The following is a 24,411-nucleotide window of genomic DNA, read 5'->3' on the forward strand; positions in this document are numbered from 1 at the left end:
GTATTTAATTTTTTATATTGATGATAATGCTTCTTCTAATTGATGTCCAAAATAACTTTTTTTGGTTTCTAAATATGATTTATTGATATGATTAGCCTTAATATTCAGTGGAATTCTCTTCACCAATTGAATATTACTGTTTTCCACAAAACTTAATTTTTCGGGATTATTCGTTAAAAGGTTGATTTTTTTAACGCCTAAAATATTAAGAATTTCTATTGCCACATTAAAATCTCTGTCATCTGCTGGTAAACCCAACTGAAGATTAGCTTCTACCGTATCAAGACCCAATTCTTGCAACTGATAAGCCTTTATTTTATTGATAATCCCAATATTTCTACCTTCCTGACGAAGATATAAAATAATCCCTCCATTTTCATCTATATATTTCATAGATGCGTCTAATTGTTGACCACACTCGCATTTTTGAGAATGAAAAATCTCTCCCGTAATACATTCTGAATGAATTCTTACGTTTACCACTCCGTTAAAATCTGTATTATCAGAGATTAATGCAATGTGTGGCATCCAATCTTCTTGTGATTCTGAAAAGGCTACAATTTTGAAATTCCCAAAATCTGTAGGCAATTTTGATTCTGCTTGTATCTTGATCATATTATCTATTTTTTAAATCATAATTATTGTACAAATTTATACTTTATTTTATTAAGTAGTAAAATATTTTACTATTTTTGTCATTAATAAATTCTATTGAATTAAATAAACTCTTGAAATTAAGCACAAAAGCTTGTTAATAAAGGAATACAAACCGATTTAAAAAAAATTGAAATATGAAAAATAAACCAATCAACTCAGAAAAAATTTTATCCGACTACGGAAATTATCTACTTACCCAAGGAGAAAGACCCAAAAACATCTACGTTTTTGCACAAGAAAATCACTTTGATGAAAAAGAATTTTATCAATTCTTTTCAAGCTTCGAACATCTGGAGAAAGAAATTTTAAAGCATTTTTTTCAAAAATCTTTAGAACTTTCTCTAGAAATCGAAGGTTATGAAGACATGAGTGCTAAAGAAAGATTACTGAATCTTTATTTCATCTTTTTTGAAAACCTTACCATGAATAGATCTTTAGTTCTTATGATTTTAGGAAAAAAGAATCTTTCTACACTACAAAAACTCCATGAACTAAAATCTGAACATCAAAAATTTATTAAAACATTAGACTTTAATGACTTAGAAATTTTAGAAAAAGCTAAAGATTCTATTAAAAATTTCAATGAAAAATCTAGAGAAGAAGCGCTTTGGTTACATTTTCTCTCTATCATTGAATTTTGGCAAAAAGACGAATCTCCAAGTTTTGAAAAAACAGATTTATTCATCGAAAAAACCATTGACACAGGCTTTGAATTCTTAAACAATGAACCTTTGAAAAAAATCATTGACTTAGGCAAATTCTTGTGGAAAGAAAAATTTCAAAAATCGTAAAAAATGAAAACCCTCAATAAAATTCCCACGGGAAAAATAGAACGCGCCAGCAATTTACTGAAAGCCGGCGCAAAAGTTGGCGTAAATTACATTAAATATTACGGCAACAAAATCACCAAAGACGAAGAAGAAGCCAAAAAAATTCTAAACGAAGACAATGCTGCAGACATCTATGACAGTTTAAAGGAATTGAAAGGTTCTGCGCTGAAAGTAGCACAAATGCTGAGCATGGAAAAAAACATCATGCCACAAGCTTATGTAGAAAAATTTTCGCTTTCGCAGTTTTCGGTTCCGCCACTTTCTGGAGCTTTGGTTAAAAAGACTTTTAGAAAATATTTTGGTAAAAATCCTGAAGATATTTTTGATGAATTTTCGCCAGAATCAGTCAATGCAGCGAGTATTGGTCAGGTTCATAAAGCCAAGAAAAACGGTCAAGAATTGGCCGTAAAAATTCAATATCCTGGAGTTCAAGAAAGCATTTCCAGCGATTTGAAATTGGTAAAACCTATCGCAATGAAGATGTTCAACATCAGAAAAGAAGGTTCTGAATCCTATTTTAAAGAAGTAGAAGATAAATTGTATGAAGAAACCAATTATGATTTAGAACTCTCTAGAAGTGAGCAAATTGCGCAAGAATGCGCTCATTTAGAAAATATAAAATTCCCGAAATATTATCCAGAATTTTCATGTGAAAAAATCATTACGATGGACTGGTTGCACGGAAAACATTTCTCTGAATTTATCAAAACCAAGCATCCACAGAAAACGCTGAATAAAATCGGACAAACACTTTGGGATTTTTACATGTATCAAATGCACGTACTTAAGCAAGTTCACGCAGATCCACATCCTGGAAATTTTTTGATTTCGGAAAAAGGCGAATTAATGGTGATCGATTTCGGTTGTGTGAAGGAAATTCCAAGTGATTTTTATGAGCCTTACTTTGAATTGGCAAAAGTGGAAAACTTATTGAATCAAGCGTTTTTTGAACAAAAATTATATGAATTAGAAATTCTAAAAGCAGAAGATTCATCTGAAGAAAAAGTGTTTTTCAGTAAACTTTTCCATGAAATGTTAGAATTATTTACCAGACCTTTTAATCAAGAGTTTTTTGATTTTTCAGATGAGAGTTTCTTCCAAGAAATTGCAGATTTAGGTCAGCGTTATGCTAAACTCAGCGATTTAAAAAACATGAATACCAATCGTGGTTCTAGACATTTTATTTATCTGAACCGAACGTTTTTTGGCTTATATAATATGATGCACGATTTAAGAGCTGAAGGAATAGAAATTAATCATTTTAAAAAATTTATGGTAGAAAATGCCTAAAAATTTGCCCTCAAAAATCTGTGAAGTTTGCGGTTTACCTTTTAACTGGCGCAAAAAATGGAAAAAAGACTGGGAAGAAGTGAAATATTGTAGCGAGAAATGCAGGAAAAACAAATCTAAAATTTTCAAATGAAAGAAAATCTAACCATTAAAGATATTGATAGAATTATAGAAATGGCATGGGAAGACAGAACGCCATTTGAAGCCATCACTTTTCAGTTTGGGATTTCTGAAGCTGAAACCATCGCTATTATGAGAACTGAACTGAAAAGAAGTTCCTTCAATCTTTGGAGAAAAAGAGTGAATTCTGGCATTAGTCAAAAACATCTCAAGAAGAGAAATCCAGAAATTGAAAGATTTAAATGTACCAGACAGAGAAGCATTAGTTTAAATAAAATATCAAAGAGATAAATGAGATTTTAGATGTAAGATTTTAGATTTTAGATTTAAAACCTGTGAAAAAAAATAAAACAAAAAATTAAAATAATATGAAAAATATAGTCATTATCGGTTGTGGAAGCGGAATAGGTTTAGCTACCGCAAAACAATTACAAAACGAAGCTCAGGTCATTGGAATTTCTAGAACAGAAACTCCAGAATTGAATAATGTAAAACTTCATTTTTATCAAAAAGACATTCTAACAGACAGTTTAGATGATGTTTCTTTTCCTGAAAAAATTGATGGATTGGTTTATGCACCTGGAAGCATTAATCTGAAACCTTTCGGTAGATTATCTGATGAAGATTTCAAAAAAGACTTTGAAATTAATGTTTTGGGAGCTATTAAAATCATTCAGAAATTATTGCCAAATCTTAAAAAGTCTGAAAGTGCAAGTGTGGTTTTATTCAGCACCGTTGCAGCAAAATTAGGGATGCCTTTTCATTCTTCTATCGCCGCAAGTAAAAGTGCTGTAGAAGGTTTGGTAAAAAGTTTAGCTGCAGAATTTTCGCTTCAAAAAATAAGATTTAACGCAATTGCTCCGTCACTTTCAGACACCAATTTAGCCACTGCTTTATTGGCATCACCAGAGAAAAGAGAAGCCGCTGCAAAAAGACATCCCCTACAGAAAATAGGAAATCCTGAAGAAATTGCAAAAATGGTTGTATTTTTACTTTCTGATTCTTCTTCTTGGGTTACCGGACAAATTTTTGGCATTGACGGAGGAATGAGCACTATTAAATTATAAGCAATATGGAAACCAGTTTTTTAATTAATCTCCTTTTAGAAGTTCAGGAATACGAACATTCTAAGTCGTTTAAAAATCATGCTACGATAGAAGATTTCAGAATTTGGCTCAACGAAAAAAAATATACAACAGAAAGTCCGACCAAACTTTTTAAAAATGAAAACCACGAAGTAAGTTTCACCGAAAATGAAATTTGCAAACAGGTTTTGCTTTTGGGCAGATTTTCTAAACAAATGATTCGCAAAGGTTTAAGCGATTTTCCGACTTTAGCGAATGAAGAATTTACTTACCTCTACAGACTCAAAGACGAGCCTTCTTTGACCAAAATGCAACTCATCGAAAGAAACGGTCACGAAAAACAAACGGGAATTCAAATCATCAAAAGACTTTTAGACGATGGTTTGATTCAAGAAACCGTGGATGAAAATGACAAACGTGCCAAAAGATTGACTTTGACCAAAAAAGGAGAAGAAGCCTTTCATCAATCGGTAGAAAAAGTCAATACCACTTCTAGAATTCTTTCGGCTAATCTTAAAAATGATGAAAAAACAAAATTGCTAGAATTACTGAAAAAAGTAAACGATTTTCATTACACTTTGTACACAGAATACAAAAACTCTGAGATTAAAGAACTCCTTCATTTGATAGAATAAGCATGGATAAAATTTCTATTTTTTGGTTCAGAAGAGACCTTCGTTTAAAAGACAATCACGGACTATTTCAAGCATTAGAATCGGGAAAAAAGGTGCTACCGATTTTTATTTTTGACGAAGATATTTTAGATTTATTAGAAAATAAGTCAGACAAGAGAGTTGATTTCATTGTACAAGCTTTACAAACCCTGAATTCTTTTTTAAAATTAAAGAATAAAGGCATCAAAATCTTCAAAGGAAAACCTCTTGAAATCTATAAAAACCTCTCACAGAACTACGAAATAAAAGCAGTTTACTGTAATGAAGATTATGAACCTTACGCGATAAAAAGAGACCAAGAAATTGCCGATTTTTTGAATTCAAAAAACATTGCTTTTCATCAGTTTAAAGACCAAGTTATTTTTCACAAAGACGAAATAGTAAAAGCCGATAAAAAACCTTACACGGTTTATACTCCGTATTCAAAACTTTGGCTCAATGAAATTCAAAAAGTTGATTTACAAGGATTTCCATCAGAAAAAAAACTAGACAATTTACTAGATATTCCATTTGAAGAACTTAAAATTGAAGACATTGGTTTTCAAAAAACAAATTTAGCATTTGAAATTCCAGAAGCAGATCTTCACATCATCAAAACTTATGAAGAAACTCGAAATTTCCCTGCAGTAAAAGGAACTACACAATTAGGTGTTCATCTGAGATTTGGAACCATCAGCGTAAGAAAATTAGCCAAAATTGCCAAAGAAAATAACCTTACCTTCCTGAAAGAATTGATTTGGAGAGAATTTTTCATGCAGATTTTGTATCATTTTCCGAAAGTGGTCAATCATTCTTTCAAGGCAAAATATGATGCGATTCCTTGGGAAAATAATCCTGAATTTCTGGAAAAATGGAAAGCTGGAAAAACAGGATTTCCTATTGTTGATGCAGGAATGCGAGAACTGAACGCTACTGGTTTTATGCACAACAGAGTTAGAATGATTACCGCGAGTTTCCTCATCAAACATTTGCTTACCGACTGGCGAATTGGCGAAGCCTATTTTGCAGAAAAATTAATGGATTACGATTTAAGTGCGAATAATGGAAACTGGCAATGGTGCGCAAGTTCTGGCTGTGATGCCGCTCCTTATTTTAGAATTTTCAATCCAGATGAACAACAGAAAAAATTCGATCCAGATTTTAAATATATTAAAAAATGGATTCCTGAATTTGGAACAAAATACTATCCAAAACCTATCGTAGAGCATAAAAAAGCCAGAGAAAAAGTACTGAAAGTATACAAAGAAGCTTTAAATAATTTAGACTAAAATTCTTTGTAAAAGACAAAAATTAATAAACCACAAAAGAGACAAAAGATTTCTTTTATTTATAAGCTCTTCAAAAGTAAAAAAAACGAAATGTTTAACTTTTTTTACTTTTGAAATACTTGTTTTCAATCATTTCTTTTGTCTCTTTTGTGGTTTAAAATATAATTTTAAAAAATTGTCATTTATTAAACTAAAATTCTTAAACTTTTTGGGAGCACTTTTACTTTAACAGGAGATGAAATTTGGTTAAATTCTCCGTCGAGATGCCACAAATCTGAATCTACAGAAAATTCAATTTCTGGAACTGACAAATAATGAATGTACTGATTGTGAACCAATTTTTTGGTAAACATTCTGTAGGCAAAAACGCCAGAATGCGAGAAAGGAAACTTCTTTACCAAAGCAATTTCTAACAAGCCATCACTTTTACTTGCATGAGGAGCAATGTAGGCGTTATTCCCGAATTGACGGGTGTTTGCAACGTTGAGCATCAAATATTTTCCGTCAAATTTTTTATATTTTTCTTCGAATTTGATGGAAATTGGTTGGTATTTAAAAAAAGTCTGGATAGAAGTTTTGATATAATTTTTGAAACCTCTGGAAGTCTTTTCAAAAGCTTCAATAACTGCTCCATCAAATCCTACTCCAGCTACATTAATCGAAAATCTTTCGTTTACCGTAAACGTATCTATTTCTTTGAAATTCTTTCTCTGGATTTTCGCTAAAAGTTCGTCTAAATTTTTAGAAAACTTGGTTTCATTAGAAAAACCGTTTCCACTTCCTGCTGGGAAAATCCCGAGAATTTTATCCGTGTGAATTAAATTTTTCGCTACCGTAGAAATGGTTCCGTCACCTCCAATAGCAACGAAAACATCTACTATTTCAAAATTTTCCTTGATGAAATCTTCAGTATCTTGAATGGATTTAGAAATTAAATACAACGGATTTTCAACCTTTGCTTGTAAAGAATTAAGAAAAGGCTGATAATTTTTCTTTGCAGAAAAAGGATTGATGATAAATGCTACGTTTTGCATGGGTGCAAAAGTACGGAATTATACCGATTAGTAATTTATAATTATTTAATTAAAATTAAATCAATAAATTATCTATCGGCATAAAACCAAGTTAAATCTCATTGTATAATTGATTTGGATTTATTTAATGTTATTCCTCGAAATAAATTCTGGTTTTAAATAAGGTTTCAACTCAGAAAACGGAATAGAAATTTCTACTACTCCAGCAGCATAAGCTGTAATTTCGTATTGATTGTACACAAAAGTGATGTTTTGGGAATCAAAATAGAAATTGTTATTTACAGGAATTTTATCGACTAAAAGCATTTCTTTTTGGTCTTGATTTTTAAAATTTTTCATTAAAATTTTATTCCAATCTACTTTATTGATATCCTTAAAAACATCAGAAAGTTGAATTACTGTATTAGTTTTTAAGTCAAAATTTTTGAACAATATATTATAGTAACCATGCGCTCCACCAGAAAAGCCATCATTTTCATAGGAAATAGTAAGAACATCATTTTGATTAGAGAAGACCTTCATATAAGAATTTTCATCCCAAATTTGCTCAAAATCTGGAGTATATTCTTTAGCATCTTCTTGACCTTGAGAAAAATAAGCTTCTTTTTGATTTACCAATTCTTTCTGCAATTTTTCTTTAGAATAAGTCTCTAATCTGATTCCAGATGGACTATAAATACTGTCTAATAAAGTTTTATTATGAAGTGTAGGAAATAACAGAATGGTAGAAGAAGTTCGTAATTTCAAAGTTTTTGCTACAGCAATAGAATCTTGCAATTGAAGAGAATCTACTGCAAAAGGTAAATTTTCAGAAGCCAATTCATTGGCATTTTCTGGAATAATTCCTTTATTTCCTGTAGTTTTTGGGCTGCAAGAAAAGAGTACGAAAGCAGTAGCTAAAGCTAGAAAAATGGTTTTCATGGAATTCATATTTGTGAACTTAAATATAGCAAAAAACCGTCCAAAGATTGAACGGATTTGAAATTATTGATAAAATATTGATTTTAAGCGTCAATATTTGCATAGATTGCATTCTTCTCGATGAATTCTCTTCTTGGTGGCACTTCGTCGCCCATTAACATAGAGAATACGTTATCTGCTTCTGCAAGGCTTTCTATGGTGACTTGTTTTAAGATTCTGTTTTCAGGATTTAAAGTCGTTTCCCATAACTGTTCTGGGTTCATTTCCCCAAGACCTTTATAACGCTGTACTTCTACTCCTTTTCCATCTGGAGCCATTTCTAATGTTTTTGCTTCTCTTTCTTTCTCGTTGTAAGCATACATTTTCTTATTTCCTTTTTTCAATAAATATAAAGGCGGTTGTGCAATGTAAATGTATCCTTGTTCAATGAGTTCTTTCATATATCTAAAGAAGAAGGTAAGAATCAACGTAGAAATGTGAGAACCATCAATATCAGCATCGGTCATGATTACAATTTTGTGATATCTTAGTTTTGCCAAGTTCAAAGCTTTAGAATCTTCTTCAGTTCCTACAGAAACACCAAGAGCAGTATAAATATTCTTGATTTCGTCATTATCATAAACTTTGTGAAGCATAGATTTTTCTACGTTCAAGATTTTACCTCTTAATGGAAGAATCGCTTGGAAATGTCTATCTCTACCTTGTTTAGCGGTTCCACCTGCAGAATCTCCCTCTACTAAGAATATTTCTGAAATTTCAGGATCTTTAGAAGAACAGTCAGATAATTTCCCTGGTAAACCAGAACCTCCCATTGGAGATTTTCTCTGAACCATTTCACGAGCTTTTTTCGCAGCTTGTCTTGCTTTTGCAGCTAGAACTACTTTTTGTACGATTTGTTTCGCTTCATTAGGGTTTTCTTCTAAGAAATTAGTAAGCATTTCGCCTACAATTTTATCTACCGCACCAGAAACTTCTGAGTTTCCTAATTTTGTTTTGGTTTGCCCTTCAAACTGAGGCTCCATCACTTTTACAGAAATAATCGCTGTAAGACCTTCTCTAAAGTCATCACCCGTAATTTCTACTTTTTCTTTTGCAGGAAGACCTAGTTCATCAGCATATTTCTTTAAAGTTCTAGTAAGAGCTCTTCTGAAACCTGCTAAATGCGTTCCACCTTCGTGAGTATTGATATTATTTACGTAAGAGTGTAAATTCTCGTTGAATGAAGTATTATAACGCATGGCTACTTCTACCGGAATATCATCACGCTCACCTTCCATGAAGATTACGTGTTCCATGATTGATTCACGGTTTCCATCAATGTAGGCAACAAATTCTTTTAGACCACCTTCTGAATGGAACGTTTCAGTTGGGAAACTTCCATCTTCATTTTTTCTTCTTTCGTCTGTTAAAGTAATGGTAATTCCTTTGTTTAGGAACGCCAATTCTCTTAATCTAGCAGCTAAAGTATCATAATTGTACACCAATTCTTGGAAAATGCTTCCATCTGGCTGAAAGAAAACTTCAGTTCCTGTAGAAGTAGAAGTTCCTATTTCTTGTACATCTGCTAATGCTTTTCCTTGAGAATATTTTTGTTGGTATAATTTTCCGTTTCTAGAAACAGTAGCGATAAGTGAAGTAGAAAGCGCGTTCACACAAGAAACTCCAACTCCGTGAAGACCACCAGAAACTTTGTAAGAATCTTTATCAAACTTACCACCTGCACCAATTTTGGTCATTACTACTTCTAGCGCAGATTTTTGTTCTTTTTGGTGAAAGTCTACAGGAATACCTCTACCATTATCTTTTACAGAAATTCCGTCTCCTTCGTGAATGGTTACTGCAATGGTATCACAATGACCAGCCAAAGCTTCGTCAATAGAGTTATCAACTACCTCATAAACCAAGTGATGCAAACCTCTAACACCTACATCACCAATGTACATAGAAGGTCTAAGACGTACGTGTTCTATTCCTTCTAATGCCTGAATACTGTCTGCTGTATATTGTTTTTGACTCATAATAAATGCATTCTGCTTTCTGCTTTTGGCTTTCAGCGAGTTTATTTTATATAATTTTTGATTAAATTTTTGCTTTTTTCAAAGACTTACAAATATCGGAAAATTTAACGAGATACGAAAGTAAAACAAAAAGGAAGTTTTCCACAGAAAACCTCCCCTTAAAAAAATATAATTTGATTTAGGATTTAACTCAAAAATGCATCTACTTTTTCGGCGCATTGCAAACCTTCACTAATTGCCCAAACTACCAAAGATTGCCCTCTTCTTGCGTCTCCACAACTGAAAACTTTCTCTTGGTTGGTGGTATATTCTCCTTCTTTGCCTATTAAGTTTCCTCTTGGGTCTAGGTTTATTTCTAAATCTTCTACAATTCCTTTTTGTTCTACGTGCAAGAAACCCATTGCCAAAAATGCCAAATCACATTCTATGGTAAATTCTGTGCCTGGTTTTTCTGCAAATGTGGTGTATCTTTTCGTAACAGGATCTTTGCTCCACTCTATTTCTACGGCTTTTAAACCTTTTAGATTTCCTGCTTCGTCTTTTATAAATTCTTTGGCATTAATCGCCCATTTTCTGGTGCAACCTTCTTCGTGAGAAGTGGTGGTTTTCAGAATCATAGGATACATTGGCCAAGGCATTGTTTCGTCTCTTTGAGAAGGCGGAGTTGGCATAATTTCTATTTGATGAACTTCTGTTGCACCTTGTCTATTGGCTGTACCGATACAATCTGAACCAGTATCTCCACCACCAATAACCAACACTTTTTTGCCTTTCGCATCTATATTATCTTCTGTAAAAGCAATATTGCTCACTTTTTTGTTGTTTTGACGAAGATATTCCATCGCAAAATAAACGCCTTTTGCATCACGATTTGGGATAGGTAAATTTCTAGGAACGGTAGAACCCATCGCTAAAACAATGGCGTGAAATTCTCTTTTGAGTTGCTCCGCAGAATAATCTTTGCCTACCAAAGTATTGGTTTTAAATTCAATTCCTTCTGCTTTCATTAAGTCGGCTCTTCTTTTTACCACAGATTTATCTAATTTAAAATCTGGAATCCCGAACCTCAACAAACCGCCAACTTCAGATTCTCTTTCAAAAACCGAAACAGAATGCCCTAATTGATTCAATTTTTCGGCTGCTGCTAAACCAGAAGGTCCAGAACCGATAACCGCTACTTTTTTGCCCGTCCTTTTTAAAGGAAGCCTTGGTTTTACATAGCCTTTTTGATAAGCAATTTCGATAATATTTTTTTCTACTTCTTCTATGGTTACTGGCAATTCATTGATTCCCAAAACGCAAGAACCTTCGCAAGGAGCCGGACAAATTCTGCCCGTAAATTCTGGAAAAGGATTGGTAGTGCTTAAAATATCGTAGGCTTTTTTCCATTCTTCTTTATACACTGCATCATTAAATTCTGGAATTACATTCCCCAGCGGACAACCACTCATACAGAAAGGAATTCCGCAATTCATACATCTTGCAGCTTGCTTGTTCAATAGTTCTGATGATGGCAAATGCTGAAATTCTTTATAGTGCTGAACTCTATCTGCTACTGCATCTTTAGTTGGTAATTCTCTTTTATATAATAAAAAACCGTCTGTTTTTCCCATTTTTTTTAAATTTTTGTAATTCTGATGATTTGCATTAAATACTTTGGAATAAATTCCAATGCTACGAAATCGTTCGTTTCTAATTTTCATTGGAATGAATTCCAATGCTACGAAATCGTTCGTTCCTACGGAACTCATCAAACGATTTCAGACAATTTCAAACCCATTCAAACTTTATTAATTCTAAAATTCAACACCTTGTTTTTCCAACACTTTTTTGTAATCTCTAGGGAAAACTTTCACAAAATATTTTAAATTTTCTTCAAAATCTTGCAACAAATATTTTCCTAAATCACTATCAGTTTCCTTCACGTGTTCTTCCACTAGATTTTTGATGGTGTTTTTATCTTTTTCCGTCAAACCTTCTAAATCTGCCATATCAGGATTGAAATTTTGTTTCAACGTTTCGTTCACATCCCAAATGTAAGCGATTCCACCACTCATTCCAGCTCCGAAATTTTTACCAACTCCACCCAAAACTACCACAGTTCCACCAGTCATATATTCGCAACCGTGAGCTCCAACTCCTTCTACAACAGCAGTTGCACCAGAATTTCTTACGCAGAAACGTTCTCCTGCCATTCCGTTGATGAAAACTTTTCCACTGGTTGCGCCATATAAAGCTACGTTACCAATAATGCTATTTTCATTGGCTTTGAAAGTAGAACTTCTATCAGGATGAACCACCAATTTACCACCAGAAAGTCCTTTTCCGAAATAATCGTTTCCGTCGCCTTCTAATTTCATCGTAATTCCTTTATTGCAGAACGCCCCGAAACTTTGTCCGGCAGTTCCTTTGAAATTAAATCTCAAAGCATCTTCTGGCATTCCTTCAGATTTATAAATTTTGGTTAATTCGTGAGAAAGAATCGTCCCAACCGTTCTATCGGTATTGATGATATTGAATTCTGCTTCACATTTTCCGTTACTTTCGATGGCATTTTGAGCCGCTTCAATCAACTTCCAAGACAATGAATCTACCAACTCGTCTTCTTGAGGTTCAGATTTCGTAAGAGGCAATTCTGTGTCCATTTTTTGTAAAAATGCACTTAAATCAACGGTTTTAGCTTTCCAGAATTTTAAATCTTCTCTTTTGGTTAAACATTGGTATTGCCCTACCATTTCATCAACCGTTCTAAACCCTAAAGAAGCCATAATTTCTCTGGTTTCCGTTGCCAAAAACGTAAAATAATTCACCAAATGATCGGCATTTCCTGTGAATTTTTTTCTTAATTCACCGTTTTGTGTTGCGATACCAACTGGACAGGTGTTTTCGTGGCATTTTCTCATCAAAATACAACCTTGAACAATGAGTGCAGAAGTGGCAATTCCCCATTCTTCAGCGCCCATTAAAGTTGCCATTACAATGTCTCTACCCGTTTTTATTTGTCCGTCAGTTTGTACGGTAACTCTTTGTCTTAATTTATGTTTAATTAAAGTTTGATGCGTTTCTACCAAACCTAATTCCCAAGGTAAACCAGCGTGACGCACCGAACTTAACGGAGAAGCACCAGTTCCTCCATCATAACCAGAAATCAAAATATGGTCTGCTTTAGCTTTTGCAACACCAGCTGCAATGGTTCCCACTCCTGCTTTTGATACCAATTTTACAGAAATTCTAGCGTGTCTATTCGCATTTTTAAGATCGAAAATCAACTGTGCTAAATCTTCGATGGAATAAATATCGTGATGTGGCGGCGGAGAAATTAAACCAACTCCCGGTGTTGAGTGACGGGTTTTCCCAATCCAAGCATCAACTTTGTCGCCAGGCAACTGTCCGCCTTCTCCTGGTTTTGCACCTTGCGCCATTTTAATTTGAATTTCATCAGCTTCCGCTAAATATCTTGCTGTAACTCCAAATCTTCCTGAAGCAACTTGTTTAATCGCCGAACGAAGATTTTCTCCTTTTTCGTTGAGTTGATAACGGATTTCGTCTTCGCCACCTTCTCCAGTGTTACTTTTTGCACCAATTCTATTCATTGCAATCGCTAAAGTAGAATGCGCTTCGTAAGAAATGGAACCGAAAGACATTGCACCGCTCGCAAAACGTTTCAAAATATTTTCTACAGGTTCTACTTCTTCAATTGGGATAGCAGGTCTATCGTTTTTAAATTCTAATAAACTTCTAAGAGTTGCTGCATTATTGGTTAAATTATTGGCAGCTCTTGAATATTTTTTGAAGGTTTCGTAATCGTTATTTCTTGTGGCTTTTTGTAATAAGTCAACGGTTTGAGGATTGTACATATGGTACTCTCCTTTTCTTTTCCATTGATAAACACCGCCTTCATTTAAGACAGGTTGTTCAAATTTAGGAGCATAAGCATCAAAATGTTTTACCAAAGCTTCTTCTGCTAAATCATCGAAACCAAGTCCTTCAATTCTAGAAATTGCGCCAGTAAAACAAGTATTTACCACTAATTTATTTAAACCAATAATTTCAAAAATCTGCGCTCCTTGATAAGACATCAACGTTGAAATTCCCATTTTTGAGAAAATTTTCAGCAAGCCATCGCCAACAGATTTAATATAATTTTTCTTTGCTTTTGGATAATCTTCGCCTTTAATTTCGCCAGAATTCACCATTTCTCTGATGGTAGCCAAAGCCAAATAAGGATTAATTGCAGTTGCACCAAAACCGAGCAAAGTTGCAAAATGATGAACTTCCCATGCATCGCCCACTTCTACCACCAAGCCAACTTTTCTACGAACTCCCATTCTTATTAAATGATGATGAACCGCAGAACAAGCCAATAAACTTGGGATTGCAGCGTGATTAGAATCTATGGCTCTATCTGAAAGAATGATCACATCAAAACCATCTTGCACTGCATCCATCGCATATCTACAGAGTCTGTCGATACCTTTTTTCAAACTTCCTGGTTTTCCGTCTGCTTTAAAATAGGTTTGTAAAGTTTTCGCTTGAAAATCTCCTGTATCAATACTTCTTAATTTTTCTAACTGAAGATTGTCTAAAATTGGATTATCTAACGTTACACTGTGTGCAAATTTTTTGTCACCCGTTAATAAATTTCCGTTTCCACCGATAATGGTGGTTAGAGACATAACCAATCTTTCACGAATTGGGTCGATTGGCGGATTGGTAACTTGTGCAAATAATTGTTTGAAATAAGAACTTAAATGTTGTGGTTTTTCGCTTAAAACTGCAATTGGAGAATCAAATCCCATAGAACCGATTGGTTCTTTGCCAGACTCTGCCATTACTTTGATTACTTTTTCTATATCTTCTCTAGAATATCCGAACGCTTTTTGGAATTTAAGAACATCTTGCCCTTGAATTCTGGTAAATCTCATTCTTGGTTCAGGAAGCTCATCTAATTTAATTTGCTTTTCTTCTAACCATTGTTGATACGGTTGAGAAGTACAAATTTCTTTTTTCAGCTCATCATCATTAATGATTCTTCCTTTATTTAAATCAACCAAAAACATTTTCCCAGGCTGCAATCTACCTCTTCTTATGACTTTTGCAGGATCTACAGGAAGCGCACCAGATTCTGAAGCCATCACAATGGTATCATCACTTGTTACGCAATATCTAGAAGGACGAAGTCCATTTCTATCAAGAGTTGCCCCAATTACTTTTCCGTCTGTGAAAGAGATAGAAGCTGGGCCGTCCCAAGGTTCCATCACACAAGCGTGAAAAGCGTAGAAATATTTTTTATAATCCTCCATATGCTTGTCTCCGTCCCAAGCTTCAGGAATGAGCATCATCATTACGTGTGGTAAACTTCTACCAGAATGCACCAACAATTCTACCATATTATCTAAATATGATGAATCTGATTGATTGGGTTTGGTTAAAGGCAAAAGCATATCCATTTCTTGTTGAGTGAAATATGGACTTTCTAGATTTTTTTCGCCTGAACGAAGCCAGTTTAAATTTCCTTGAACGGTATTAATTTCGCCATTATGTGCTAAAAAACGGAACGGTTGTGCTAAATTCCAATTCGGGTTGGTGTTTGTAGCAAACCTAGAGTGTATCATTCCGAAAGCGGAAGTGAGTTTAGGATCTGTTAAATCTTTGAAATAATTTCTAATTTGTACACTTCGCAACTGTCCTTTATAGATTAATTTTCTACAAGACATAGAAGCTACATAGAAACCAATTGGGTCGTTTTGGGTAATATTGGCAATTTGGTGAGAAATATAATTTCTAAAAATAAACAATTTTCTCTCAAAATCATCATCTGAAGTTACATCAAATGGTTTTTCAATGAAAATCATTTCCATTACTGGTTCTACAGATTTCGCTGTTTCACCAATCTCGAAATTATTAACAGGCACAGAACGATAACCTAAAATCTTATAATTGAGTTTTTCCGCGGAATTATAAATAACTCTTTTGCATTCATCTCTTAGCGCATCATCTTTAGGAAAAAACAACATCCCTAGTCCATAATCACCTACATCTGGCAAATAAAAACCATTCTCTAGCGCTTTCTCATAAAGAAACTCGTGCGGAATCTGAATTTGAATTCCCGCACCATCACCAGTACTCTTCTCATAACCTGTTGCTCCTCTGTGCTCCATGTTTTCTAACATGGTAATAGCATCAGAAACAATCTTATGGCTCTTCACTCCTTTTAAATTGGCCACAAAACCAACTCCACATGAATCAAAATCAAACTGTGGTAAATATAATCCGTTTTTCATCCCCATTAAATTTTAGGCAATGCTACGAAATACATATTATAATTCATAGCAATTATTTTAATTTGCGAATATTTTAAATAAATATTTCTATTTTAATTAAATAAATTAACATTATTACAGTTAATATTTTTAACTTGATAAAAATAATTTATCTACAAATATAGCAAGTTTAAATAAAAAAAGCACTCCAATTCGGAATGCTTTTAGATTTTTTTTATTGATTTGATATTAAATTAATATGATCATCAATTTTTCGTCAATTTTTTCTACCTTGATTAAATTATTCTTCGTTAAATTTTTTGTGGCTTTATCCCATTTTTTTCCTGATAATTGAGATTTTTCTTTAACTATTGACAAATCCATTGCTTCTGATTGCGAATTCAATATTTCTAAAATCACTTTTTCGTCTTCTCCTAATTCTATAACTGTCACTTTTTTCTCTGGTCTCATTTGTGGGAAAAACAATACTTCTTGAATAGAAGCATTATTGGTAAGGAACATAATGAGTCTATCCATTCCAATTCCTAAACCAGAAGTTGGCGGCATACCATATTCTAACGCTCTTAAGAAATCTTGGTCTATGAACATTGCCTCGTCATCACCACGCTCAGAAAGCGCCATTTGAGACTCGAAACGTTCTCTTTGGTCAATTGGATCGTTCAACTCTGAATATGCATTGGCAATTTCTTTACCACAAACCATTAATTCAAAACGTTCGGTAAGACCTTCTTTGCTTCTGTGTTTTTTGGTTAAAGGCGACATTTCGATTGGATAATCGGTAATGAAAGTCGGCTGAATGAAGTTTCCTTCGCATTTTTCTCCAAAAATTTCATCAATTAATTTTCCTTTCCCCATCGTTTCATCTACTTCAATCCCGATAGATTTTGCAAAATCGCGCAATTCATCTTCAGTTTTTCCAGTGATATCAAAACCTGTGAATTTCTGAATCGCTTCCGTCATCGAAACTCTAGGATAAGGAGCTTTCCAGTTGATGGTATGTTCACCAAACTGAGATTCTGGAGTTCCGTTAACTGAAATCGCACAAAATTCTAACAATTTCTCAGTGAAATCCATCATCCAGTTGTAATCTTTGTACGCCACATAAATTTCCATCGCAGTAAACTCTGGATTGTGGGTTCTATCCATTCCTTCGTTACGGAAATTTTTAGAAAATTCGTAAACACCATCAAAACCACCAACAATTAATCTTTTTAGATACAATTCGTTCGCAATTCTCATATATAAAGGAATATCAAGAGCGTTATGATGTGTAATGAAAGGTCTAGCAGCAGCACCACCAGGAATGGCTTGTAAAATTGGCGTTTCTACCTCAAAATAACCTGCATCATTAAAGAACGTTCTCATCGCATTGAACAATTTTGTTCTTTTTACAAAAATTTCTTTTACGTGAGGATTTACGGTTAAATCAACATAACGTTGTCTGTATCTTAATTCAGGATCATTGAAAGCATCGTGAACTACTCCATTTTCATCAGTTTTAGCTAAAGGAAGCGGACGAAGAGCTTTGGTTAACAATTTGAAATTCTTCACCATCACTGTCATTTCTCCCACTTGCGTTTTAAACAACTCTCCTTCTATACCAATAATATCACCAATATCTAAAAGATGTTTATAGACTTCATTATAAAGCGTTTTATCTTCGCCAGTACAGATTTCATCACGATTAAAATACACCTGAATTCTACCTTCAGAATCTTGTAATTCTGCGAAAGAAGCCTTCCCTTGAATTCTTCTAGACATTAATCTACCTGCGATTTTCACTGCTTTTCCTTCAGCAAAATCGTTCTTGATAGACTTGGTAGTATCCGTAATTTTATATTCATCTGCTGGGAATGCGTTTATTCCCATTTCGGTCAGTTTCTGTAATTTCTCTCTTCTGATGATTTCCTGTTCTGATAAAGACATTGTTTTTCAATTTTTTGGAATTGCAAAAATAAGGATTTTTTTACGAATTTTTAAATTTCTTAAAAATTAGCTTGGTCAAGAAAAAAGCAACCCAAAAAGGTTGCCTTCTGTTAAAATCACAATTGGTACAATTGTTTATTTTTTTAGGGTGAGAATATATTTCACCATTTTTTTAGCATTTTCTTTATCCATTCCAGCGTGAGCAGACATAGGAACTTCTCCCCAAACTCCGCTACCACCGTTAATGATTTTATCTGCTAACATATCAATATCCGCTTCAGTATATTTTGCCGCTACTTCTTGATAAGAAGGACCTACTAATTTAGCATCTTCTTTATGACAAGTAAGACAATCTGAACCTGCGATTAATGCTTTACCTTCTTCTTCAGGAGTTGCAGCAGCTGTAGCAGCAGTTTGCTCTGTAGGTTCTGGCAACATTACATTTGATTCTTTTACTGGCTCTTCTTTTTTAGAACAAGAAACCGCTACTAATGCACCGAAAGCTAGTGTTAAAATAATTCTTTTCATAGATATAATATTTTATTTATTTTAATTTTTTCAAATTTAGTGAATAAAGCCTTCTCTTTTTTCAAAATGCTAAAAATCATATCAGATTTTTTAAAAAATTTATTCAAAGCATAATTATTAAAAAAAACTTATTTTTGTGAACCAAAAATTAGAAATGAACGCTTCACAAAACAAAAAAATAAAATTCGAAGAATTGGGTCTTAAAAATTATCTTGAGGCTTTTGAATATCAACAATCTTTAATGGATAAAATCATTGCCATTAAAATCAAAAATAGAGAAAACGAAGACCAAGAACCCGAAACTACTCCTAATTATTTACTGTTTGTAGAACACCCACATGTTTACACTTTAGGAAAATCTGGTGACGAGCACAATATGCTTGCTAATGAAAGTAAACTAAAAGAAATTGACGCCACTTTCGTAAAGACCAATCGCGGTGGAGACATTACCTATCACGGTTTTGGTCAACTTGTAGGGTATCCGATTTTAGATTTAGACAACTTCAAATCAGATATTCATTTATATATGAGAAATCTGGAAGAAGTAATCATCAGAACCATTGCAGAATACGGTTTAAAAGGCGAAAGAAGCGTGGGCGAAACTGGAGTTTGGCTAGATGTAGGAAAACCTTATGCTAGAAAAATTTGTGCATTGGGTGTTAAAACTTCAAAATGGGTGACTATGCACGGTTTTGCCATCAATGTCAATACAGACTTACGCTATTTCGAATACATTATTCCTTGCGGAATCAAGGACAAAGCAGTTACTTCCCTAAAACGTGAACTAGAAAGAGAATTTACACCGGCAGAAGTAGAAGAAGTAAAAGAAAAAATAAAGAAACATTTTCAAGATGTTTTCGAAGCGGAACTTTTTTAAGTTTCGCTTTTTCTTTTTAAAAAATCTTCGCTCCTCTGTAAACTTCTGTTTGAGATTCCATCAGTGGAGCTGCGCTTTGTCTAAAAGTAAAAAGATGTTCTGTTCCTGCATGTAAATGATGATGTTCTTCGGTTTCCCAAAGTTCAATTAAGAAAAAAGTGCCTTTATTTTCTCGGTCTTCTATTAAATCATATTGAAGACAACCTTCTTCTTTTCTGGTTTCTATTACTAATTTTTTCAATAATTCTATCGCATCAAAAAGATGATTTTCTTTGAATCTAAATAATGCTACAATGTATAAATTCATAACTTCTGAATTATTTTTAATAGGGCAAATGTAGAAATTTGAAACTATAAACTAAAAATTTCAACAATAAAAAAGCCTTCAAATACAAGAAGGCTTTAAAATTCAATTCATATTAAGAAGATTATTTTTCAATAATTATTTTTTGAGAAAAATTAACTCCAATTCCTTCTCCTTTTATAATATAAATACCATTTGAAAGTCTAGAAGTATCAACTGTATTTTGGGATTTAAGATTCTTTTTCTCAGAAATAACCAGCTTTCCAGTAGCATCATATACCGATATAATTGTCTCGCCAATTGCTAATGAATTTGATTTTATAAAAATTTCATTTTTCGCAGGATTAGGATAAATCTGAACCTCTTTATTTAAAGTAACTTCTTCACTAGTAAGCGAAGATGAACATTCTGCTGGATAAGTAAAATCTTCTACTTGATCATTAAGAGCTGCAATCATATTGGTGCTATTAACAGGGGTAATAGATTTCTTAAGTCCTGCACTTGCTTTTACACCTAAACCTCTTTTTGCAAAAACTCCCCAAATCATACATTTATCAGTTCCTTCAGTTGTACTAAGTTCAGCTTGCAAAATAGCATCTCTACCATCAATAAAAGTGGGTGAACAAGCAGTAACCTTCATAGCATCAGTTACCAACTGCAAAACTCTTGCGCTACCAGAATTAGGATTTGCTGTAACATCTGAGCTATAGCCATATTTTTCTACATATTTCCAATGTAAATCCCATAGCATAGTTGCCCACACAAAACCAATAGAATGCACATTACTAGAACCATCAGAAAAAGACATTCCATTGGTTCTACCGTATGTATAATTATTAATTGTAAAATTAGGCGAATATTTTGCAGGGCGAATTCCTAATCCATTAGTAGCTTCTGCAGAAGAAAATGTACCAACTCCTCTTGGAACAGAAGCAGTATCGCCTGGTTGATTAGTCATCATTAAAGCAAGAAAATCTGACCATCCCTCTCCCATTTGTTCATTAGAATTATATTGATTAAGACAAGTTGCTGTTGTCCCTATAAGCCTGTTAGAAACTCCATGTCCATATTCATGGGCTATAATTCCGTTATCTAAATCTGCATCTATGTAAATATGTTTTGTTTCATCATCAGAAATAGTAACATTAACAGGCGTTCTTGATAATTGATTTGCAATTGCTACACCTTCCGAATTTTCAATTAATATTGAAGGAATTGTAACTGTGGTGTCAACTCCTCCCATTTGCCCTATATAAGCAGAAGTGGGTGCATTATAAATAATTGCAGCAACAGCTCCATTATTTTGAGCATTTTTAACCTTTACTGTAAAATTACATGACCCTCTTTGTATTAAAGCTATTTTACCATATAAATTTTCAGAAATCGCAGTACAACCATCCACAGGAGTTGTTAGAGCAACATTAGCTGTAATTCTAGCATTTGTTAAGGCAGGACCGAAAGCTGCATCTTTAGTGTCGGGCTTTCTAGATGCAAATGTAGAAGGCGCATTATACACCAATCTGTTTACACTAGCAGGATCCCAAAGATACATTTGCATTCTTGGTGATGAGCCATCTGCTGGAGTTGCAAAATTAGCATTATTCAATTTCTGAGTAGTAGCTTCGCTAGCATCTCTAGCTTCTGCATTTACAGCATCATTTCCACTTCCTAAAGTTGTAAAATTTGTTGTTTGAAAATTTCTCCAAGTCTCGTTAAACCCAAATTTATACATTATATCATGAATTTTATTATTCATATAAAATAAATTGGTTACTGCAGCATCTTTATATGTAGTATGATACTGAGTTAAATCAATAGGGAAATCGAATATTCTAGAAGCTCCACCATCAGTAGCATTTTCCACAGAAGCAGTATTAGTATTAGTTACATCTGTATAAGCATAAACATTATTACCCCTAGTATAAGTATAATGATTAGTTCCATCAGAATGCCAACCTTCTGGCGAAACTGTAAGATCCCAAGGATTAGTAACAAGAGTTCTTACCCCAAACGAAGGGGCTTCTACTGGCAATGCATATACTCTGTATGAAGCATTATCTGGTGACAAAAAAGATAGTGTAGATTCAAAAGGTTTATTTTCTGGCTTTACAAATTTGTTAATTTCATGTTCCTCATGTTTATCGTGATTACCATCAAAACGACAAGAAAGATTAAGATTTTGCTTTTCAAAAATTTCACCACTAGTTGCATCTGCCACAATACTCCAATAATTAGAAGAACCTTCTTCTTCAAACTGATATAAATATGCTAATTTTAATTCATTGTCGAGTGGAAAATATACTTTTTTAAAAAAAACAGAATTAGGCTTTCCTTTTTCTGACAAACTATATGTGCCTTTTTCAATTGAAGCATTATTTAAAACCTTAGAAAAAATAATCTCTACATTATCTGCTTTTTCTTGTTTTGATACAATAGAAGATTTATAAAAATTTTCGTTTATTGATAATAATTTCTCATTCTTAATCAACACATTTCCGTAAGAATTATACACTGGGACTCCCAAAAAAGTCTGTTGAACTTGCAAAACTGTAGATTTCATACTGGTAGAATAGTCTTCAGTTTTAATTGCAAATTCTTTATTCGCAGATTTTAAACTTCGATATTTGGCAGAATTATTAAAGTAGTTTTTTAGAATTTCTTCATTCTTTTGTGCCGCCAATAAATTACTGCAAAGCAATGCACCAAAAGTTAAATAGTAAATTTCTTTTCTCATAATTTTATATATATTAAGTATAATAGATAAGCATTAATTGATAAAATCATTGTCTTTTTTTTTATTGTGAAATAAAAACTAAATCTCAGTTTATTTAAACTATTAAATAAAAATTAAATCAACAAGGAAAAAAAAGCAATAAATTTTGAAGCTAAAAAAAGCAAAAACAAATTATATCATTTAGTGAATTTAAGAAAAAACACAATAAATTCACAACTAATTTCATCATTACCATGCAATAATATGATTTTTATTTGACAATTTATAGAAAAAAATCAATTTATGAAATTCGCAATTTTTAACAAAAAAAATATTATATATTAAAATTTTTTATCTTTGTGAAAATTCAAAAAGTAAAATGGCAGAATACAAATTAATCCTTCCAAGCATGGGAGAAGGCGTGATGGAAGCTACTATTATCAGTTGGTTATATAATGAAGGCGACACCGTAAATGAAGATGATTCTGTGGTAGAAATTGCTACCGACAAAGTAGACTCTGATGTTCCTACACCAGTTTCTGGGAAAATTGTAAAAATTTTAAAACATAAAGACGAAGTTGCTAAAATTGGTGAAGCAATCGCTATTTTAGACATTTCGACTCCGCTCAATGGAACAGCAGGAGAAGGAGAAGCTGCTCCAGTTGTAGAAACTCCGAAAATAGAAGAGCCTAAAACTGAAGCTCCTGCTGCTGAAGTAGTAAAAGAATTAGAAAAACCTTTAGCTACCACTTCTACTCCTCAAGAATTTTCTGGAGATGTTTATCTTTCTCCACTCGTAAAATCTATTGCTCAAGAAGAAAATATTTCTGAAGCAGAACTTAAAACCATTAAAGGTTCTGGTTTAGAAGGCAGAATCACCAAAGAAGATATTCTAGCTTTTGTAAAAAATAGAAGTGATGAAAAGGTTGAGGCAAAGGTAAAGGTTGAGGAAATTTCTCCATCTCTCCAACTCTCCAATTCTCCCACTCCAACTCTCCCACTTTCTACAAATGAAGGTGATGAAATCATTCCAATGGATAGAGTTAGAAAAATCATTGCAGATGCTATGGTTAATTCTAAGAGAACTTCGCCACACGTTACTTCTTTCATAGAATCAGACGTAACCAATGTGGTAAAATGGAGAGCTAAACATAAAGATATTTTTGAAAAACGTGAAGGCGAAAAATTAACTTTCATGCCTATTTTCGTGAAAGCTGTGGTAAAAGCCATTCAAGATTTCCCAATGATTAATGTTTCTGTAGATGGTGACAAAATCATCAAAAAGAAAAATATCAACATCGGTATGGCAACTGCTTTACCAGACGGAAACCTAATTGTTCCTGTAATTAAAAACGCTGACCAATTATCACTTTCTGGATTGGCAAAAGCAATTAACGATTTGGCTTACAGAGCAAGAAACAAAAAACTTCGTCCAGAAGATACTCAAGGTGCTACTTACACCATTTCAAACGTAGGAACTTTCGGAAATCTAATGGGAACGCCTATTATTCCTCAACCGCAAGTTGCGATTTTAGCAATTGGTGCAATTGTAAAAAAACCTGCAGTTATCGAAACCAAAGATGGCGACATGATTGGCATTCGTCAAATGATGTTTATGAGTCATTCTTATGACCACAGAGTTGTAGACGGTTCTCTTGGCGGAATGTTCCTAAAACACGTTCATGATTACCTACAAAATTGGGACATGAATACAGAAATTTAAGAGCCAAGAAAAAAGGAAAAAGATAAAGGAACCTTCGAAATTTTTCGGAGGTTTTTTTGTGGGTTCCCCTCTTTTAGAGGGGTGTCAATCCGCTTTAGCGAGATTGACGGGGTGTTTTAGAAGCATTTCCCGCTTTCCGCTATATCTTTTTCTTGTAAC

The 24,411-nt window shown here is 33.4% G+C and carries 19 protein-coding genes; 9 read left to right on the top strand and 10 right to left on the bottom strand.

Translation table 11 applies throughout. The features are described from left to right. Positions 1 to 12: 12 nt before the first annotated feature. The gene (gene ribA, locus EB819_RS06270) at positions 13 to 615 is read right to left on the bottom strand and encodes a GTP cyclohydrolase II (protein WP_069796632.1); all 603 of its coding nucleotides are present in this window, start codon (positions 613 to 615) and stop codon (positions 13 to 15) included. A 176-nt stretch (positions 616 to 791) separates the two neighbouring features. Between ribA and EB819_RS06275 the strand changes: the two genes are divergently transcribed. The 7 genes from EB819_RS06275 to EB819_RS06305 all read left to right on the top strand — a co-directional run bounded on the left by EB819_RS06275 (position 792) and on the right by EB819_RS06305 (position 5,924). Further along, complete coding sequence (locus EB819_RS06275) at positions 792 to 1,448, top strand: TetR family transcriptional regulator C-terminal domain-containing protein (protein ID WP_069796633.1); 657 nt, start codon at positions 792 to 794, stop codon at positions 1,446 to 1,448. Between the two features lie 3 nt (positions 1,449 to 1,451). After that, a complete protein-coding gene (locus tag EB819_RS06280) occupies positions 1,452 to 2,777 on the top strand; it encodes an ABC1 kinase family protein (protein WP_069796635.1) in 1,326 nt (441 codons plus the stop codon). Further along, a complete protein-coding gene (locus EB819_RS06285; RefSeq protein ID WP_074650833.1) occupies positions 2,770 to 2,910 on the top strand; it encodes a DUF2256 domain-containing protein in 141 nt (46 codons plus the stop codon). Before EB819_RS06280 ends, EB819_RS06285 begins: the two co-directional genes overlap by 8 nt. Next, a complete protein-coding gene (locus tag EB819_RS06290) occupies positions 2,907 to 3,188 on the top strand; it encodes a TIGR03643 family protein (RefSeq protein WP_069796636.1) in 282 nt (93 codons plus the stop codon). Before EB819_RS06285 ends, EB819_RS06290 begins: the two co-directional genes overlap by 4 nt. Before the next feature lie 77 nt (positions 3,189 to 3,265). After that, positions 3,266 to 3,964: an SDR family NAD(P)-dependent oxidoreductase gene (locus EB819_RS06295; RefSeq protein WP_069796638.1), complete on the top strand. Its 699-nt coding sequence runs from the start codon at positions 3,266 to 3,268 to the stop codon at positions 3,962 to 3,964. 5 nt (positions 3,965 to 3,969) lie between these two features. After that, positions 3,970 to 4,617, top strand: coding sequence for a MarR family winged helix-turn-helix transcriptional regulator (locus tag EB819_RS06300; protein ID WP_069796640.1), 648 nt, complete (start codon positions 3,970 to 3,972; stop codon positions 4,615 to 4,617). Positions 4,618 to 4,619: 2 nt separating this feature from the next. After that, entirely contained in the window at positions 4,620 to 5,924 is a 1,305-nt protein-coding gene (locus EB819_RS06305; RefSeq protein ID WP_069796642.1) for a cryptochrome/photolyase family protein, read from the top strand. A gap of 185 nt (positions 5,925 to 6,109) precedes the next feature. On the opposite strand, the gene EB819_RS06310 is transcribed toward EB819_RS06305, so the two are convergent. From EB819_RS06310 to EB819_RS06340, 7 genes are all read right to left on the bottom strand, one after another. Continuing rightward, the gene (locus tag EB819_RS06310) at positions 6,110 to 6,958 is read right to left on the bottom strand and encodes a diacylglycerol/lipid kinase family protein (RefSeq protein WP_069796644.1); all 849 of its coding nucleotides are present in this window, start codon (positions 6,956 to 6,958) and stop codon (positions 6,110 to 6,112) included. 120 nt (positions 6,959 to 7,078) lie between these two features. Next, positions 7,079 to 7,879, bottom strand: coding sequence for an RsiV family protein (locus tag EB819_RS06315; RefSeq protein WP_158005940.1), 801 nt, complete (start codon positions 7,877 to 7,879; stop codon positions 7,079 to 7,081). An 83-nt stretch (positions 7,880 to 7,962) separates the two neighbouring features. Then, positions 7,963 to 9,897 (bottom strand): DNA topoisomerase (ATP-hydrolyzing) subunit B, encoded by a 1,935-nt coding sequence (gene gyrB / locus EB819_RS06320; RefSeq protein ID WP_069796649.1) that lies wholly within the window; start codon positions 9,895 to 9,897, stop codon positions 7,963 to 7,965. 185 nt (positions 9,898 to 10,082) lie between these two features. Further along, the gene (locus EB819_RS06325; RefSeq protein ID WP_069796783.1) at positions 10,083 to 11,510 is read right to left on the bottom strand and encodes a glutamate synthase subunit beta; all 1,428 of its coding nucleotides are present in this window, start codon (positions 11,508 to 11,510) and stop codon (positions 10,083 to 10,085) included. A gap of 183 nt (positions 11,511 to 11,693) precedes the next feature. After that, positions 11,694 to 16,181, bottom strand: coding sequence for a glutamate synthase large subunit (gene gltB / locus EB819_RS06330; RefSeq protein WP_069796785.1), 4,488 nt, complete (start codon positions 16,179 to 16,181; stop codon positions 11,694 to 11,696). A 228-nt stretch (positions 16,182 to 16,409) separates the two neighbouring features. Next, complete coding sequence (lysS, locus tag EB819_RS06335) at positions 16,410 to 18,107, bottom strand: lysine--tRNA ligase (protein ID WP_069796651.1); 1,698 nt, start codon at positions 18,105 to 18,107, stop codon at positions 16,410 to 16,412. Between the two features lie 135 nt (positions 18,108 to 18,242). Further along, entirely contained in the window at positions 18,243 to 18,635 is a 393-nt protein-coding gene (locus EB819_RS06340) for a c-type cytochrome (RefSeq protein WP_069796653.1), read from the bottom strand. Positions 18,636 to 18,789: 154 nt separating this feature from the next. Here EB819_RS06340 and lipB point away from each other — a divergent pair, with 154 nt between their 5' ends. Then, positions 18,790 to 19,512: a lipoyl(octanoyl) transferase LipB gene (gene lipB / locus EB819_RS06345; RefSeq protein ID WP_069796655.1), complete on the top strand. Its 723-nt coding sequence runs from the start codon at positions 18,790 to 18,792 to the stop codon at positions 19,510 to 19,512. Between the two features lie 16 nt (positions 19,513 to 19,528). Here the strand turns inward: lipB and EB819_RS06350 are convergent, their stop codons facing one another. Beyond that, positions 19,529 to 19,819, bottom strand: coding sequence for a putative quinol monooxygenase (locus tag EB819_RS06350; RefSeq protein ID WP_069796657.1), 291 nt, complete (start codon positions 19,817 to 19,819; stop codon positions 19,529 to 19,531). A 121-nt stretch (positions 19,820 to 19,940) separates the two neighbouring features. After that, complete coding sequence (locus EB819_RS06355) at positions 19,941 to 22,550, bottom strand: T9SS-dependent M36 family metallopeptidase (protein WP_069796659.1); 2,610 nt, start codon at positions 22,548 to 22,550, stop codon at positions 19,941 to 19,943. A 358-nt stretch (positions 22,551 to 22,908) separates the two neighbouring features. Between EB819_RS06355 and EB819_RS06360 the strand changes: the two genes are divergently transcribed. Next, positions 22,909 to 24,252 carry a dihydrolipoamide acetyltransferase family protein gene (locus EB819_RS06360; RefSeq protein ID WP_069796661.1) on the top strand — a complete coding sequence of 448 codons (1,344 nt, stop codon included), beginning with the start codon at positions 22,909 to 22,911 and terminating at the stop codon, positions 24,250 to 24,252. Positions 24,253 to 24,411 lie beyond the last annotated feature (159 nt).

Source organism: Cloacibacterium normanense, assembly GCF_003860565.1.
GTDB lineage: Bacteria > Bacteroidota > Bacteroidia > Flavobacteriales > Weeksellaceae > Cloacibacterium > Cloacibacterium normanense.